This is a genomic window from Mucilaginibacter sp. P2_A5, assembly GCF_056404995.1.
The window spans coordinates 88,684-103,053 of the sequence record NZ_JBFUCY010000005.1 but is presented as its reverse complement, the minus strand read 5'-3'; the positions used below and the strand labels follow the sequence as shown (position 1 = coordinate 103,053).

At 39.5% G+C, this 14,370-nt stretch carries 11 protein-coding genes and 1 tRNA gene; 2 read left to right on the top strand and 10 right to left on the bottom strand.

Going from position 1 to position 14,370, the window contains the following annotated elements:
- Nucleotides 1-385: 385 nt before the first annotated feature.
- The 8 genes from AC1DXF_RS05950 to rpmH all read right to left on the bottom strand — a co-directional run bounded on the left by AC1DXF_RS05950 (nucleotide 386) and on the right by rpmH (nucleotide 9,905).
- Nucleotides 386-4,513 (bottom strand): hybrid sensor histidine kinase/response regulator, encoded by a 4,128-nt coding sequence (locus AC1DXF_RS05950; protein ID WP_477447107.1) that lies wholly within the window; start codon nucleotides 4,511-4,513, stop codon nucleotides 386-388.
- A 394-nt stretch (nucleotides 4,514-4,907) separates the two neighbouring features.
- Nucleotides 4,908-5,591, bottom strand: coding sequence for a phage integrase SAM-like domain and Arm DNA-binding domain-containing protein (locus AC1DXF_RS05945; RefSeq protein ID WP_477447105.1), 684 nt, complete (start codon nucleotides 5,589-5,591; stop codon nucleotides 4,908-4,910).
- A gap of 248 nt (nucleotides 5,592-5,839) precedes the next feature.
- A tRNA-Ser gene (locus tag AC1DXF_RS05940) sits at nucleotides 5,840-5,926 on the bottom strand.
- Between the two features lie 81 nt (nucleotides 5,927-6,007).
- Nucleotides 6,008-8,077: an HD family phosphohydrolase gene (locus AC1DXF_RS05935; protein ID WP_477447103.1), complete on the bottom strand. Its 2,070-nt coding sequence runs from the start codon at nucleotides 8,075-8,077 to the stop codon at nucleotides 6,008-6,010.
- 117 nt (nucleotides 8,078-8,194) lie between these two features.
- Nucleotides 8,195-8,884 (bottom strand): tRNA (adenosine(37)-N6)-threonylcarbamoyltransferase complex dimerization subunit type 1 TsaB, encoded by a 690-nt coding sequence (tsaB, locus tag AC1DXF_RS05930; RefSeq protein ID WP_477447101.1) that lies wholly within the window; start codon nucleotides 8,882-8,884, stop codon nucleotides 8,195-8,197.
- Between the two features lie 143 nt (nucleotides 8,885-9,027).
- Complete coding sequence (yidD, locus tag AC1DXF_RS05925) at nucleotides 9,028-9,270, bottom strand: membrane protein insertion efficiency factor YidD (RefSeq protein WP_477447099.1); 243 nt, start codon at nucleotides 9,268-9,270, stop codon at nucleotides 9,028-9,030.
- Nucleotides 9,267-9,668 (bottom strand): ribonuclease P protein component, encoded by a 402-nt coding sequence (rnpA, locus tag AC1DXF_RS05920; protein WP_477447097.1) that lies wholly within the window; start codon nucleotides 9,666-9,668, stop codon nucleotides 9,267-9,269. Before rnpA ends, yidD begins: the two co-directional genes overlap by 4 nt.
- Nucleotides 9,669-9,746: 78 nt before the next feature.
- Nucleotides 9,747-9,905, bottom strand: coding sequence for a 50S ribosomal protein L34 (gene rpmH / locus AC1DXF_RS05915; RefSeq protein ID WP_076375290.1), 159 nt, complete (start codon nucleotides 9,903-9,905; stop codon nucleotides 9,747-9,749).
- Between the two features lie 133 nt (nucleotides 9,906-10,038).
- On the opposite strand from rpmH, the gene AC1DXF_RS05910 reads away from it, so the two are divergent.
- Entirely contained in the window at nucleotides 10,039-10,917 is an 879-nt protein-coding gene (locus tag AC1DXF_RS05910) for a ChaN family lipoprotein (protein WP_477447095.1), read from the top strand.
- A 75-nt stretch (nucleotides 10,918-10,992) separates the two neighbouring features.
- Here the strand turns inward: AC1DXF_RS05910 and mscL are convergent, their stop codons facing one another.
- The gene (gene mscL / locus AC1DXF_RS05905; protein WP_477447093.1) at nucleotides 10,993-11,412 is read right to left on the bottom strand and encodes a large-conductance mechanosensitive channel protein MscL; all 420 of its coding nucleotides are present in this window, start codon (nucleotides 11,410-11,412) and stop codon (nucleotides 10,993-10,995) included.
- A 138-nt stretch (nucleotides 11,413-11,550) separates the two neighbouring features.
- Between mscL and rpoN the strand changes: the two genes are divergently transcribed.
- Nucleotides 11,551-13,026: an RNA polymerase factor sigma-54 gene (gene rpoN, locus AC1DXF_RS05900; RefSeq protein WP_477447091.1), complete on the top strand. Its 1,476-nt coding sequence runs from the start codon at nucleotides 11,551-11,553 to the stop codon at nucleotides 13,024-13,026.
- Between the two features lie 140 nt (nucleotides 13,027-13,166).
- Here rpoN and AC1DXF_RS05895 read toward each other — a convergent pair whose 3' ends face one another.
- Complete coding sequence (locus AC1DXF_RS05895) at nucleotides 13,167-14,183, bottom strand: PorP/SprF family type IX secretion system membrane protein (protein WP_477447089.1); 1,017 nt, start codon at nucleotides 14,181-14,183, stop codon at nucleotides 13,167-13,169.
- Between the last annotated feature and the right edge of the window lie 187 nt (nucleotides 14,184-14,370).

Here is a 14,370-nt window from a genome sequence, read left to right as displayed (position 1 = left end):
AAGGTTCAAAAAACGTTAAACGTTTAAATCGTAATTTTTTAGGCATAATCAAATTAGTTGGTTTATAAATCAGGGCTTGATATAATAAATTGGACGTATTATATTCCGGTAAAGTTATCGGCAAACTTTAATCGCTGTGGGTTATAATGGGGATGTTTGGTATGAAAAATGCGAATCCGCATAAAACACAAATAACTGAAAACCAGTATTTTAATATTTATTGACGTTAAAAATTGGTGTAAAAGCCCCCTTTGCAAAAGGCGACTTTTTTTCATAACCATAAATTATTGAAAGGAAAAACAGCGATTACAGATACGTTCTGTTTTTGTACAGGTACGCGAACCGCCCGGTTTTTTTAAATGATTAGTTTTGAGGTAGAGTGATCTTAGATTTTAATTAGATCCGTATTATCCAAATACTGAGAAGGAGTCACCAAAAACTCTGCTTTAAATACTTTGGAAAAATATTTCGCATCATTGAAACCCACTTCGTAAGCGATCTCGGCTATGGTGAATTGATTTGTCTGGAGAAGTTGTATTGCTCTTTTTAACCTTACTGACTTAATAAACTCAACCGGACTTTTGCCGGAAAGATTAAATACTTTATTGTATAATCCCTTACGGCTCATATTCATTTGGCTGCTTAATAACTCAACCGAAAATCCCTGATTTGGAATATTCGTTTCAATAACAGCCAATAACTTTTTCATGAATTTCACATCAGGAGTTTCTACTTCTAAATCGCCGGGTTTGGCTTCAATTTGTCTTTGATATGTTTCCTTTACTAATTGCTGGTTTTTAAGCAGGTTATGCACTTTAAAACGTAATATTTCAAAATTAAAAGGCTTGGTTAGGTAGTCGTTCGCCCCGGTTCCCAAACCGGCCAGCTGCTTTTCGTCGCCGGTAAAAGCGGTAATTAATATAAATGGTATATGTTCGGTGCGTTTATCGCTTCGGATCTTTTTGCAAAAATCAATACCGTCAACTTCGGCCATGTTAATATCGCTTACGATCAAATCAGGATGTAATGCCAATGCCTTTTGGCAGCCTTCTTTACCATTTACAGCCTCAACAACAGTATACAATTGCCCGAGATCATCTTTTAGATAAGCCCTGAAATCGGGGTTATCCTCCACAATTAAAATGGTAATATTTTTATTGCGTTTTTCCTGACTTGGTCTGTCGGGTTTAGGAGCTTCCAATCTTTCGGGGGTATTTTCAATACCGGTAAAATTATTTTTATGGGATATCTTTAAGGGCAGCCGCACAATAAAACAACTCCCTTTCCCATGTTCACTTTCAACGGAAATGGCGCCGCCCATCAAATCAACAAACTCTTTTGTAATTGATAAGCCAATACCACTGCCCTGGTTAATTAATGAGGCGGGCATGTCATTCTGAAAAAAACGTTCAAAAATTTTATCCTTTTTATCTGCGGGAATACCGACACCCGAATCTATTACCTTAATTTCGAGCAAGGTCATTTCCACGCTATTGGATTCCAACAACTTTGCTTCAACTGCTACATTACCAAAGTCGGGGGTAAACTTAAATGCATTTGAAAGCAGGTTAAAAAGTATTCTTTCAATTTTATCCTGATCAAAAAAAGCAAATCCCGAACCAGTATCACACTTAAATGAAAAACTGATATTTTTTTTATCCGCCAAATCGGTAAATAAATCGCTTGCTTCTTTAATAATTTTAATGATATCAGCTTCACGCAGGTCAAGCTGAAGTTTTTTTACTGCCATTTTACTAAAATCCAATAGCTGGTTAATCATATTAAGCAGCCGCTTAGAATTTTCGTGGATCAATTGAAGCTTTCGCCGGCTATAATTATCATCGGCCTGTTTTAACAATTTTTCAACCGGCGCCATAATCAGGGCGATAGGCGTTCTGAATTCGTGACTAACGTTGGTAAAAAAATCTATTTTCATTATATCCAGCTCGTGCTTATCCTGCGCTTCCTTTCGCACGCGCTCAATCTCAAACCGCGTTTCTATTTTTTTAATGCCTTGTTTGCGGATGTAATACAAGATCCCAAGAATGGAAAATATATAAATAACATAGGCGATTGGCGATTTCCAGAACGGGGGCAACACTTTTATATTTAAGGTCAAATCGTTGGTGTTCTGTATCCCCATAGCGTTTGAGGCCCTCACCCGGAACACATAATTCCCAGCGTCCAGGTTGGTATAGGTAGCTTTTCTGATCCTCGTATCGCTGGTTATCCAGTCCTTATCAAATCCATCCAATTTGTATTCAAGTTTAGATTTACCCGGACTGAAAAAGTTCAGATCAGCGAATTCTATTGAAAAGGCGCTTTCATTGTATTTTAAAGTTATGTTTTTGGTTTCCGTTATAGATTTTGAAAGTGCAACATGCCCGTTTAAGATGTCTCCTGCATTTATACTCTTGTTAAAAAGCTGAAAATCAGTTAAGATTAAATTGGGAGCGCCTTTGTTCAATTTTATCGATGAAGGGTTAAAAATATTAAAGCCGTGTGGTCCTCCAAAAACGAGTTCGCCGCTTTTTGTCTTTAGCGATGCATTTTCATTAAATACACGCCCTTGTAAACCGTCGGTTTCGTTATAGTTCTCAAACCGAAATTTCAATTTTCCATTTTGTTGTTTTACTATAATGTTCGACAATCCATTGGGTGTGCTTACCCACATATTATGGTTATCGTCTTCTAATATATCCAGGATCGCGTTATCGGGTAGTCCGTCTTCTTTCCTGAGATTTGTGAATTGCCTTTTTGATCTATCAAAAATACTTAAGCCATTGCGGGTAGCTATCCAGAAAAGATGCCTGGAATCTTCGGTTAAATTGGTAACGTTATCGTTGATCAGGCTATTGCCTTTTTTCGGGTCGGCTAAATAATAAATGAATTTATGAGATCTATTCAGCAAGACATTGATCCCGTAAGAAGTGCTGATCCATATATTCTGATCTTCATCTTCTGCCAAACCTGATATATAGTTATTTAGAATAGAACCGGGACTATCTTTTTTATAATGTTTAAAGGCTTGGCTGCCATGTTCTAATAAATTAAGCCCGCCGTTAAGCGTCCCTATCCACAAGCGATGAGAAGAGTCTTCCATGATCTCATAGATGCTATTATCAGATATACTGTTGGGGATAGCATCGTTGTGACGGTAATGCGTGAAAGTCTTGCCGTCATAACAATCCAACCCGCCAAAATAGGTACCAATCCATAGCTTATTTTCATGGTCTACACATAAACTAACAATAACGTTATTGGCTAAACTATTAGCATTGGCTGCATTGTGCAGAAAACTGGTAAAAGTGCCGTCTTTTCTGTTAAAATAAATAAGGCCTTTACCATTAGTGCCTATCCATAAGTTGCCTTTTTTATCTTCAGCAAACTTATTGATGTCATCATAACCTATGCTGGAGGGGTCGGAGGAATAATGTTTATACAAGGGGAACTTGATAATATCCCCATGATAATAACTGATACCCTCTTTAACAGTACCTATCCAAACAATTCCTGTATTATCTTTAAAAAGTGATATTGTAGCGTTTTGCGCCAAACTTTTACTATTGTCCTCCCTTTTTACTAAATATTCAATTGTGAAATCACTTTTATTTAAAAGATTGATCCCGCCATTATCCGTTGCTATCCAGATCGTATTTTTGTCATCCTGAATAATATTAGTAACAACATCGGAATTTAAGTGACTGCCAGCCGAAGTTGTATTGATGTGCTTAACGATATTACGTTTTAAATTCAGATAATATATACCGTGCGGATTATTTACATTGAACACCCATAAATCGTTCTGGCGGTCAATAAAAATCCTAAACGTACTTTGTTCATTGCTGAATATTTTTTTAACGGCGTATATTCTCTGATCGATTTTATTGGTATGATGATTTATCTTTTCAATAATTCCGTTTTGATAGATCAGTAAAATATCACCATTTAAATCCTCTGACAGATCTGTCGGGTTATCAGCATAAAGCGAAGTGGTATCGCCGGTCTTATGCTCAAAATGTATCGTTTTTTTCGCGTTTGGATTATATTTATAAACACCAAGCGTGGGATGCAGGAACCAGAAATTGCCGTACCTGTCTTTTTTTATGTTGTTGATTGAATTACCCGGAATGGAGAGATTAGATAATGTACGGTTAATATTTCGTTCGAACCGCTCGGCCAATGGGTCATATACATTAAGTCCATTGCGTGTTTGTATCCAAAGTTTATTGAAAGGGCCCTCCGTGATGTCTATGATAAAATCATCACTCAACGATGTGGCGTCACGAATGTTATTTTTGAATATTTTGAATTTATAACCATCGTATCTGTTGAGACCGGCCATGGTCCCAAACCACATAAACCCTTTAGTATCCTTATAAATGCAATTTACCTGATTGTTGGAAAGCCCATCGGTAATATCCAAATGCGAAAATTGGTACTGACTGTTTTGCGCGGTAGCTGTGTTGAAGACGCATATTATAATAGCCGTTATCAATAAATTTAAACGCATTGTTTGAAACCGATATAAAAGGAAATAACATTATGGGACTGACCAACTAATATAGCGTAATTAAACTGAATGCGAAGTGGTAAAATGTGAGGCCTTGGCGGGGTTGACGTCTTGATTCCGCGTGCCTTGATCAGTTGTTCCGAAATTGGTTCAATGTTCCAGTGTCCATAACAGAGCGTGCTCGAACCAAAATGTGCCTCTATTTGCTTTAAACTTATATTTAAATTTGGTAGAAAATTAAAAATGGGCTTAGCGGACATACTAAGGCAATTTGCTCCCCAGATTGGGCGCGAACCGCTTATTTATGAAGGCAACGTACGATTTTTTTCAGGCATATAAACTAAAACTATGGTAAGTCGTTTATCAAGAAATATTATTTTATGCCTTCAGAAACCTATTTTAAATTCCGTGAAGTATCAACTTCATCCCTGGTCATTTCAAACTTCGCAAAAGGGTCATTGAGCAGCCAGCCGTTATCAACGCAATCCAATACGATCTTTTTCATGTTAGCAATATTCTTCAGCGCTGAATTATGATTCAAACTTTTAGCCGTCCTAAACCAATTATATAATTTCTTTATGAATTCAAGGTCGAGGGCAAGAATGCTGATATCGTCTATTCTATATACCGATTTAAGAAAGGTGGCAATATGGCTGTATGAAGTATTAAAATTGGTTACTGTTCCCTTGGCTACTCCTTTCCCAATCATCGCTTTCAGTTCATCGTTGTGATTTTTGAATAGTGTGAGTAACATCCATTTTCGCTGACCATCCCCTGATAAAATATCCAATATTGCAATCGAAGAGACCACCTTACCCCTTTCAATTAACTGCATCCTCGCCTCGTAGGCTTTATTTTGCAATATATCCAGGTATTCATTAAGCGACCTCGATTCTGCCTTTGTGCCGGTAGCTCTGTTGGCTTTGGCATTCCATTTTCCGGGATCCCAAGACCTTTTTGTGGAAATTTCTTTAGGAATACCATCTACTGTAATTCGCAGGTAAATGGGCAATAATCCATCAGTGTAACTTTTCGGCTTTCTTATATAAAATAATAAGCCTAAACTTTTTTCTAACATAACGACTCTTTTTAAGTGAATAAATATCGAAATGCAGCAGTCAAAAGTCAAGATGTTTAAGCATTGAACATGCTATAAAACAGATAGTTATGCAGTTTTCGTTGAGTAAATTTAATTGAGGGTTCTACTCAACGAATTATACATTTTTTATATGCGATTTATTGCATATTTTGGGTGTTTTCTGAAAACACAAAAGCCTGTAATCATATGATTTACAGGCTTTTGTTAGTTTTTGATATTCTTATCAGCGGTGAGGGAGGGATTCGAACCCTCGGTACAGTTTCCCGTACGTCAGTTTAGCAAACTGATCCTTTCGGCCTCTCAGGCACCTCACCAGTATTTTTAAACTTGTCCCCCGTTTTCGGGATTGCAAATATAGCAATTCATGTTTCCCGTCAAAAAAAAAGTTCGGATTTTTAGTAATCTATCCGCACATGGTAAATGCTCATCAACATCCGCTTAAATATCTCTTTAATAGTTTCTATATCTTTCAGCGTTATATTACTGTCTTTCAACTGGTTCTGATCTAGCTTATATTTTACAATCCTATCTACCAAAACACTTATCGATTCTTCATCCGGTTCTTTTAATGAGCGCGAAGCGGCCTCAACGGAGTCGGCAAGCATCAAAACACCCGCTTCTTTAGAGAAAGGGATGGGCCCGGGATACCTAAAAATGTTTTCGTTAATGAATTTCTCCGGAAAATTCTTCAATGATGACTGGTAAAAATAGTCGACGCGGGTATTACCGTGATGGGTCCGGATAAAATCAATAATAACTTCGGGCAGGTTGGCTTTGCGGGCCATTTCAATCCCTTTGCTCACGTGGCGGATAATTACTTGTGCGCTCTCCTCGTACGGCAGCTTATCATGCGGATTAAAGCCCGAGCTTTGGTTTTCGATAAAAAACAGCGGGTTCTCCATTTTACCAATATCATGGTATAAAGCTCCCGCCCTAACCAATAAAGCATTGCCACCGATGCTATAAATTGCATTCTCGGCCAAATTGGCCACTTGTAACGAGTGCTGGAAGGTACCGGGCGCCGTAAAGGCCAGTTCGCGCAACAAAGGCGCGTTGGTATTGGTAAGCTCGATGAGGGTGATATCAGATGTAAGGGAGAAGATCTTTTCAAATACATAAATCATTGGGTAAGCCAGCAATGTAAGCAGTACACTTACCACAAAAGGCAGAAAATCCATCCAGTCAATCTCCAGGAAAGTACCTTCCCTTATGAACGAAATGCCCAGGAACGCCACAAAATAGGTAAATACAATTATCCCGGCAGAAACCAGGAACTGCTCGCGCCGGATTAAGTTTTTGATACTGTAAATGGATACCATCCCGGCGGTTATTTCGTAATAAGCAAACTCGAAGCTATTGGGTACAAAAAATCCGGCTATTAAAACTACCAGCAAATGAATGTTGAGCGCCAAACGGGTATCAAACAAAATACGGATGATGATTGGTACAATACAATAAGGTATATAATACAAATTTACTGGGAACTGGAATTTGATAGCGGCCGACAAAGTGGCCAGCATAGCTGTTATTACAAGCAATATTAAACCCACCAGCCGGTTATCGGCATAAATATCCTTACGAAACAGGTATAGGAATATCATAAGCAACGATATGGCTATTGATACCAATAAAAATTGCCCCAGCAGCACCAATACGTGGTTACCATTAACGCGGGCATTATTTTCAAACGCTTTTTTGTAGGATTCAAGTTTCTGATAAACATCATCGTTAATAACCGAACCTTTATAAACTATCACCTCGCCTTTTTGTACCATTCCACGGGTGATAGAAAGGCCATCGTACACTTCTTTTTCCAGCCTTGTGGTTAGGTTATCATCATAGCTTAAGTTGTTCTGGATCCGGTTTTGCAGCAAATCGAGCATAAAAGCCCTGTCGATATCGGTTCGTTTACTTAATACCTTATCACAATACGCCAGCGCGCTTTCTTTGGTAAAAAGGGCGTTGGTATTTTTTTCTGTAGCTACGTTTTTATTTAAAATGGTAATAGGGTAGTTATTGGCGTGGCGCAGATATTTATCGTTGAGCTTTAAAATACCGGTATTATATAAATTTGTTAATAAAGCTATGCCCGCATCAATATATTTAGGTTTAAGTTTATCGTTAATACCCGCATTATGCCACTTGATTTCTAAATCGGTTTTAAAACCTTCTATCTGTTGGTCGCCTGCGGCGGCATCAAGTTGGTATACAGGGGTGATACTTTCATAGGCGGTTTTCTTTTCGTTATCAATTTCCTGGGGCGTTTTTAGTATAGCAAAATTATAAGGCGACACCAGGTCTTTTTGGTTCCAGATGCGCCCTTTTTCGTATTCATAACTAAACTTTGCCTGTTTTGGTAAAAAGAAAACGATAAGGCAGATGCTCACCAGCATCATCAAAAACTTAACGTTGCGGGCATATTTGCGCATCAGGGCTTTTTGCCGCGAGGTAGATAGTTTTGCCATTTATTTAATTAACCGCTCAAAAATAATATAAGTTTCTGTTATAAATGGCAAACAGTCAATAATCGAAAATCAAGAGCATGACATTTAGGTTGGCCTCTGTTTTTTGATTCCCGGCTTTTACTTCTTTTTCCCCGCTATAAAATCCTTCAGATAATAGGGTTCAAAATAGGCCACATCTTCAAAATCTTTATTGGCAAACTTCCCGGCTGTCTTTTGGGTAAGGTAGGTCGCGGAGTTTTCGAAATTGTGTAAAAAAATGGCGTTGGGGTTACCGCCTAAAACAGCTTCACATTTATCTGCACCATCGCCAAAAAACAAAACCTGGTTGTTGCTTAATAAATCAGCAAAACTATTTTCATCAATAATTTCGGCGGCTGTATCTTTAAGCTTTTCGCCCGCATAATTAAATACACTGCAATAAACCTCCATTCTGCGGGCGTCAATCATGGGGCATAACAATATGTTTTTATTGATGGCTATTGTGTTATCATTAATTACACCATAAGCCATCGCTTCCAAAGTTTCAATTGCTATAAGTGGTTTATCAAGCGCGAAGCAAAGGCCCTTTGCTGTGGATACCCCAATCCTTAAGCCTGTATACGAGCCCGGGCCGCAACTTACAGCAATGGCATCCAGGTCGCGGTAAGTAAAATTACCGGCAGCTATAAGTTCCTCAATAAATAAAGTGATTACCTCGGCGTGTTTATTACGTTCATTTACCTGTTTAAAATCCAAAATCTTACCATCGGCCGCCAATGCCACCGAGCATGACGTTGTTGCGGTTTCTATTTGTAAAATGAGGCCCATTTTTTTCAGTTGTGAGTTGTGAGTTGTGAGTTGTGAGTTGAAAAATTCAATCACCACCGCACTTTACAAAACAAAAAATTAAACCTTTTAAGCTTAGGGCAACAAGGAAAACTTAAAACCCATCACTCAAAACTTAAAACTAATTAAGGTACCGGATCATGCCCGTGCCCTCCCCAGGGGTTACAACTGGCAATTCGTTTAATGGTCAGCCATCCGCCTTTAAAAGCCCCGTGCTTCCTGATAGCCTCTACCCCATATTGCGAGCATGTTGGCGTATACCTGCACGAAGCACCCGTCATCGGCGAAATAAAATACTGGTATATTTTTATCAACACGATAAAAATATAGCCTATCAACGTTTTAAACAAGCTTACCAGCGCCATCATACAGCAGGAGCATTAGTAGCAGTTAATTGTTCTGCGAGTTGGGCAAGCATCTTCAGCATCTTTTTTTCGATGACACTGTAGGGCTCAATTGTTTTACCAATATAACCTACCGATAGCACGATGGTTTTATCGGCTGTTTGCAGCAAATTGTATAGGTTTTGTTGTTTGTGCAGCCGGTAGCTTTCGCGCATATAGCGCTTTATTAAATTACGGTCGACAGCGTGCTTATAACGCTTTTTGGAAACCGAAAATAATATTTGGGCAGGATATTGTTGCGGTTGGGTATGATACAACCACGAGGCCTTAAAAGGATAACACAAAAAAGAAGAGCCGCTATGAAAAAGCTTATCAATAAGCCTTTTATTACATAACCGTTCTTCTTTTTTAAAAGTATACATAGTTGCTTATCTGGATCCGGAATTTAAGCAGACAATCGGCATCCATTGGTTGGCTTAATGCCAATCAGTGCAACCGGTTTATGCTTTATGACGACCCTCGTCAGAAACTGATAATCTTTTTCTGCCTTTAGCTCTTCTGGCTGCTAATATTCTCCTGCCGTTAGCAGTTGACATGCGTTCACGGAATCCGTGTTTATTTCTTCTTTTTCTTTGAGAAGGCTGAAACGTTCTTTTCATAACTATTTATTCTATTCGTCGTTTTAAAAACAAGAGCGCAAATGTAGTAATATTTTAAAACATTTCAAACACTATTTTTCCTATTTGCGGCTCCATGTTTAATACTGTAAATTAAGCGCTTTAAAACCACAATATGAAACTATCTATCCTGCTGCTTTTCATTTGCTTACCGTTTGTTGCTTTAAGCCAGGCAACCGAACCAATTCATTATAAAATATATAGCACAGCAACCCAGAAAACCGCAGCAGTTGCCGATATTATCAATAACATGGCTAAAGCCGACATATTATTTTTTGGCGAGGAACACAATGACTCTACAGGGCATATACTGGAACTGGAACTTTTTAAACAACTGGCGCAACAATATCCCGGTAAAACGGCTTTATCCATGGAAATGTTTACTACCGATTGCCAGCTGGTATTAAACGAATACCTGAACGGCCTCATCCGCGAAAAAAGCCTGATAAGTGATGCACGCACCTGGCCCAATTATAAAGATTATCGCCCCATGGTTGAGCTGGCCAAACAAAGCCAAATACCCATAGTGGCAGCCAACGCTCCATCGCGCTATACCAACATGGTAACACGCAGCGGTTTAAACAGCCTGCAGCAACTTAACGCCCAAGCCAAGGGCTATCTTCCTCCCCTGCCCATTGATACGGCTACGGGCGCCTATTACGATAAATTTGTAAAGATAATGGGCGGCCACAACACTATGGCAGGGATGCAAATTTATCAGTCGCAAAACCTTTGGGATGCAACCATGGGCTGGTCAATAGCGCAGTTTTATAAAAAACATACCGACTTTAAAATCATGCAAATTAACGGCGGGTTTCATAGTGAAGAAAAAATGGGCGCTGTTGCCCAGTTAAAAAAATATGCCCCAAAAGCGCGCGTAATAACCGTAGGCGCTTATGCCGATGACAACTTTGACAATCCCGACTGGAGCAAATTCAGTAAACTGGCAGACTATATTATACTAACTGATCCTAAGTCGCGCAAAAGCTTTTAGCACAAAACCGATGGTTTACGGCCCGCATTTTTTAAAAGCGGGCACCAGACAAAAGTACAGCCACGATCCTTACAACTATAGAGAAGTTTTCTTTGCAGCCAGCAGGTCCCTGATTTCAATAAGTAAAGCTTCTTCTTTTGTTGGAACCGGTTCTGGTTCCGGGGCAGGCTCAGGCGGCCGTTTAAGTGCATTAATTGTTTTTACAATAAGAAAAATACAAAAAGCAATTATCAAAAACTCAATTGTTATGTTAATAAAATTACCAATGTTAACGGCTACATCGGGTATTTTTTTGTCGGCATCGCCATGCTTCAGCAATATCCTGATATCTTTAAAATCAGCGTCGCCTATAATAAGGCCAATTGGCGGCATAATGATATCCGTTACCAGCGAGGTAACTATTTTACCAAAAGCGGCGCCAATAATAACACCTACTGCAAGGTCAACAACGCTGCCACGCAGGGCAAACTCCCTAAATTCTTTTATTATGGCCATGATATTAATTTTTGATTAAGATTGTTAACACATCAACCAAACAAAAGTTTTTATTTAGCATTTATCATCATTACTCCATTTACGGTAAGTTATTTTAAAGTTAACGGTAATTGATGTATTTTTGGCCACATCTTAACTATGCTAAAACAGAACCTTCAACAAAAACTCTTACAAAAGCTATCGCCACAGCAAATACAATTTATAAAATTGCTGCAGGTGCCTACCGTATCTCTTGATACCCGTATTAAAGAAGAACTGGAAGAAAACCCCGCGCTTGAAGACCTGAGCTTAACAAATTTGAATGAGCCTGTTGAAGAATACCCTGACCGCGACCCCGACGAAGACACTTTTAATGGCGACGAAGAAAAGGGTGAAATGGATGAGTTTAACATAGATGATTATTTGCAGGATGATAACGTAAATGACTATGGATCGCGGTATGATCAAAATGGCGATGATGAGGATGAGCGAAAAGAGATACCGATTGCTGTACAGAGCTCTTTTTTTGAAAGCCTGCAACTCCAGCTTGACCTGTTACCACTGAGTGATAAGGATTTCAGGATAGGCAAACAGATTATTGGCAGCCTTGATGATGATGGATATCTGCGCCGCCCTATTATGTCGCTTACCGACGACCTGGCCTTCTCGCAAAATGTGATGGCCGAGGATGAAGAAGTTGAAGACATGTTAAAAGTGATCCAAAGCTTTGATCCGGCCGGTGTAGGCGCACGTAGCTTGCAGGAGTGCCTGCTCATCCAACTCCGCAAAAAAGACCCTAATGACCCTATCATAAAAAAGGCGATCATCGTTGTTGAGCAATATCTTGACGAGTTTACCCGCAAGCATTACGATAAGCTTGAAAAATCGTTAAACATGGATTCGGACGAGTTGCGGGGTGTTATCAACGAAATTTTAAAACTTAACCCTAAGCCGGGCGATAGTAACGAAATTAACACCAAACAGATGCAGGTGATACCTGACTTTCATATCACCAATAACGATGGCGTACTGATACTCACCTTAAACTCCAAAAACGCTCCTGAGTTGCGTGTAAGCCGGTCATACCAGGAAATGTTTCAACATTATGATAAGGCATCGCAAAAGGATAAGAAACTAAAGGAAGCAGTACAATTTGTAAAACAAAAGCTCGATTCGGCCAAATGGTTTATCGATGCTATTAAACAGCGTCAGCAAACATTGTTAAAAACAATGAATGCTATTATGCAGTACCAATATGAGTTTTTCCTTACGGGCGATGATAAAAACCTGAAGCCAATGATCCTGAAGGACATTGCCGACAGGATAAACATGGACATCAGTACCGTATCACGTGTGGCCAACTCTAAATACGTTCAAACGGAGTTTGGAACCTTTCTGTTAAAATCGTTCTTCTCAGAAGCCATCCAGACCGAAAGCGGCGAAGAGGTATCTAATAAAGAAGTTAAAAAGATCCTGGAAGAGCATATTGGTAAAGAAGACAAACGCCACCCCCTTGCCGATGAAAAACTTACCGATATATTAAAGGATGCCGGCTATAACATAGCCCGCCGCACAGTAGCCAAATACCGCGAGCAAATGAACATCCCGGTTGCAAGGCTGCGCAGAGAACTGTAGGAAGATGTGCAGATGAGATAAATATAAAAGAAACAGAAAATGCCACGATTGTGTGTCAGGGCATTTTTTATTTATAGAAATAGCCATGTTAGTCAGTCCCCTCCTATCTTGATACTTGATACTAACTACTTGCTACCAACTTAAAACGTATGTTGCGGGCAGGTAACTTTGTAACGGTTATTAAGGAGTATCCCGATAACTATTTCGTGCGATCCGTTACTCACCGTATTTAGGGCGGAGGTAGTAAAATCATAAGAGTAACCTACATTTATGAAGGAGCTAAGGTTGAAACCAACCATGGCCGCAAAAGAATCGCTACGGCGGTATGAGCCTCCTAACCAAAACTTGTCCTGGAACGATATTTTCATATTTACATCAAAAGTAGTAGGCACCGGCTGTATCACTTTAACCAATACCGACGGGATAAGTGTTACATCATCAGACAAAAACAGCTTGGTGCCAGCCGTAAAGAAGTAGTGCGGCACCGTTTTGTTTAACGATGATGACCCGGTTACATACAGGCTTTGCGGCAATATCTGCTGCACCGATACACCAAAAAAGTAATCAGAAGCATAAGCCCAAACACCAAAGCCCAAATCGGGTTTCCATTGGTTGGTGTTAAGGTTAGCCAGGATCGGATCAGAGTCATCTACCCCACCAAAATGAAGCGCCGCACGATCGAGTACGTTGTGGCTTACGCCCGCCGATACGCCAACAGCAAGGTTCAATCTATCGGTCAAACCTAAATGGTAGGCGTAAGTAGCATCAATAGTTGTTTGGCTTATGGGGCCCGTTTTATCAGATACTAAAGTTAAGCCAATGCCGTGGTGTGGTTCGGCAGCCTGGTATTGCTGCGTATATAACCTGCTCGATGGATTAAGCCCGCCGCTTGCCGGGAAGGCCGTGGCATCACCCTGCACAAATCTATCGCCTATAGGCGCGTTGATGCTTAAATAACCGGTTGTAGGTGCGCCTTCAAGACCCGTCCATTGGCTACGGTAGCCTGCTTTAACGTCGGTATAATTCTCAATTCCGGTTAAGGCCGGGTTTAGCAGGTAATTATTAAAAATATATTGGGTGTATTGAGGCTTTTGCTGCGCATATGCAAAATGTACACCTGCAATAAAAAAAACAATCGCGTATAAAATTCTCTTCATTAATTTATCTTATAATGGCTACAAAAACCCAAATAACATTCCGTCCGGTTTAGGTTTCATTATGTATAATACATTCCCGGAGGCAAATCAGATCCATTCTGTTTGCCGTTATGGGGTGCATTGTAACCAATTGACGAATATAATCTTTCTCTGTATCTATTACATATTCTATCGATAGAATTTATAA

What these genes read in the sequence shown, in the direction of transcription:
- AC1DXF_RS05945 (WP_477447105.1), bottom strand. Translation starts at nt 5,591, where the DNA reads ATGTTAGAAAAAAGTTTAGGCTTATTATTTTATATAAGAAAGCCGAAA.
- AC1DXF_RS05935 (WP_477447103.1), bottom strand. Translation starts at nt 8,077, where the DNA reads ATGGCAAAACTATCTACCTCGCGGCAAAAAGCCCTGATGCGCAAATAT.
- rpoN (WP_477447091.1), top strand. Translation starts at nt 11,551, where the DNA reads ATGCTAAAACAGAACCTTCAACAAAAACTCTTACAAAAGCTATCGCCA.
- tsaB (WP_477447101.1), bottom strand. Translation starts at nt 8,884, where the DNA reads ATGGGCCTCATTTTACAAATAGAAACCGCAACAACGTCATGCTCGGTG.
- yidD (WP_477447099.1), bottom strand. Translation starts at nt 9,270, where the DNA reads ATGATGGCGCTGGTAAGCTTGTTTAAAACGTTGATAGGCTATATTTTT.
- rpmH (WP_076375290.1), bottom strand. Translation starts at nt 9,905, where the DNA reads ATGAAAAGAACGTTTCAGCCTTCTCAAAGAAAAAGAAGAAATAAACAC.
- AC1DXF_RS05950 (WP_477447107.1), bottom strand. Translation starts at nt 4,513, where the DNA reads ATGCGTTTAAATTTATTGATAACGGCTATTATAATATGCGTCTTCAAC.
- AC1DXF_RS05910 (WP_477447095.1), top strand. Translation starts at nt 10,039, where the DNA reads ATGAAACTATCTATCCTGCTGCTTTTCATTTGCTTACCGTTTGTTGCT.
- AC1DXF_RS05895 (WP_477447089.1), bottom strand. Translation starts at nt 14,183, where the DNA reads ATGAAGAGAATTTTATACGCGATTGTTTTTTTTATTGCAGGTGTACAT.
- mscL (WP_477447093.1), bottom strand. Translation starts at nt 11,412, where the DNA reads ATGGCCATAATAAAAGAATTTAGGGAGTTTGCCCTGCGTGGCAGCGTT.
- rnpA (WP_477447097.1), bottom strand. Translation starts at nt 9,668, where the DNA reads ATGTATACTTTTAAAAAAGAAGAACGGTTATGTAATAAAAGGCTTATT.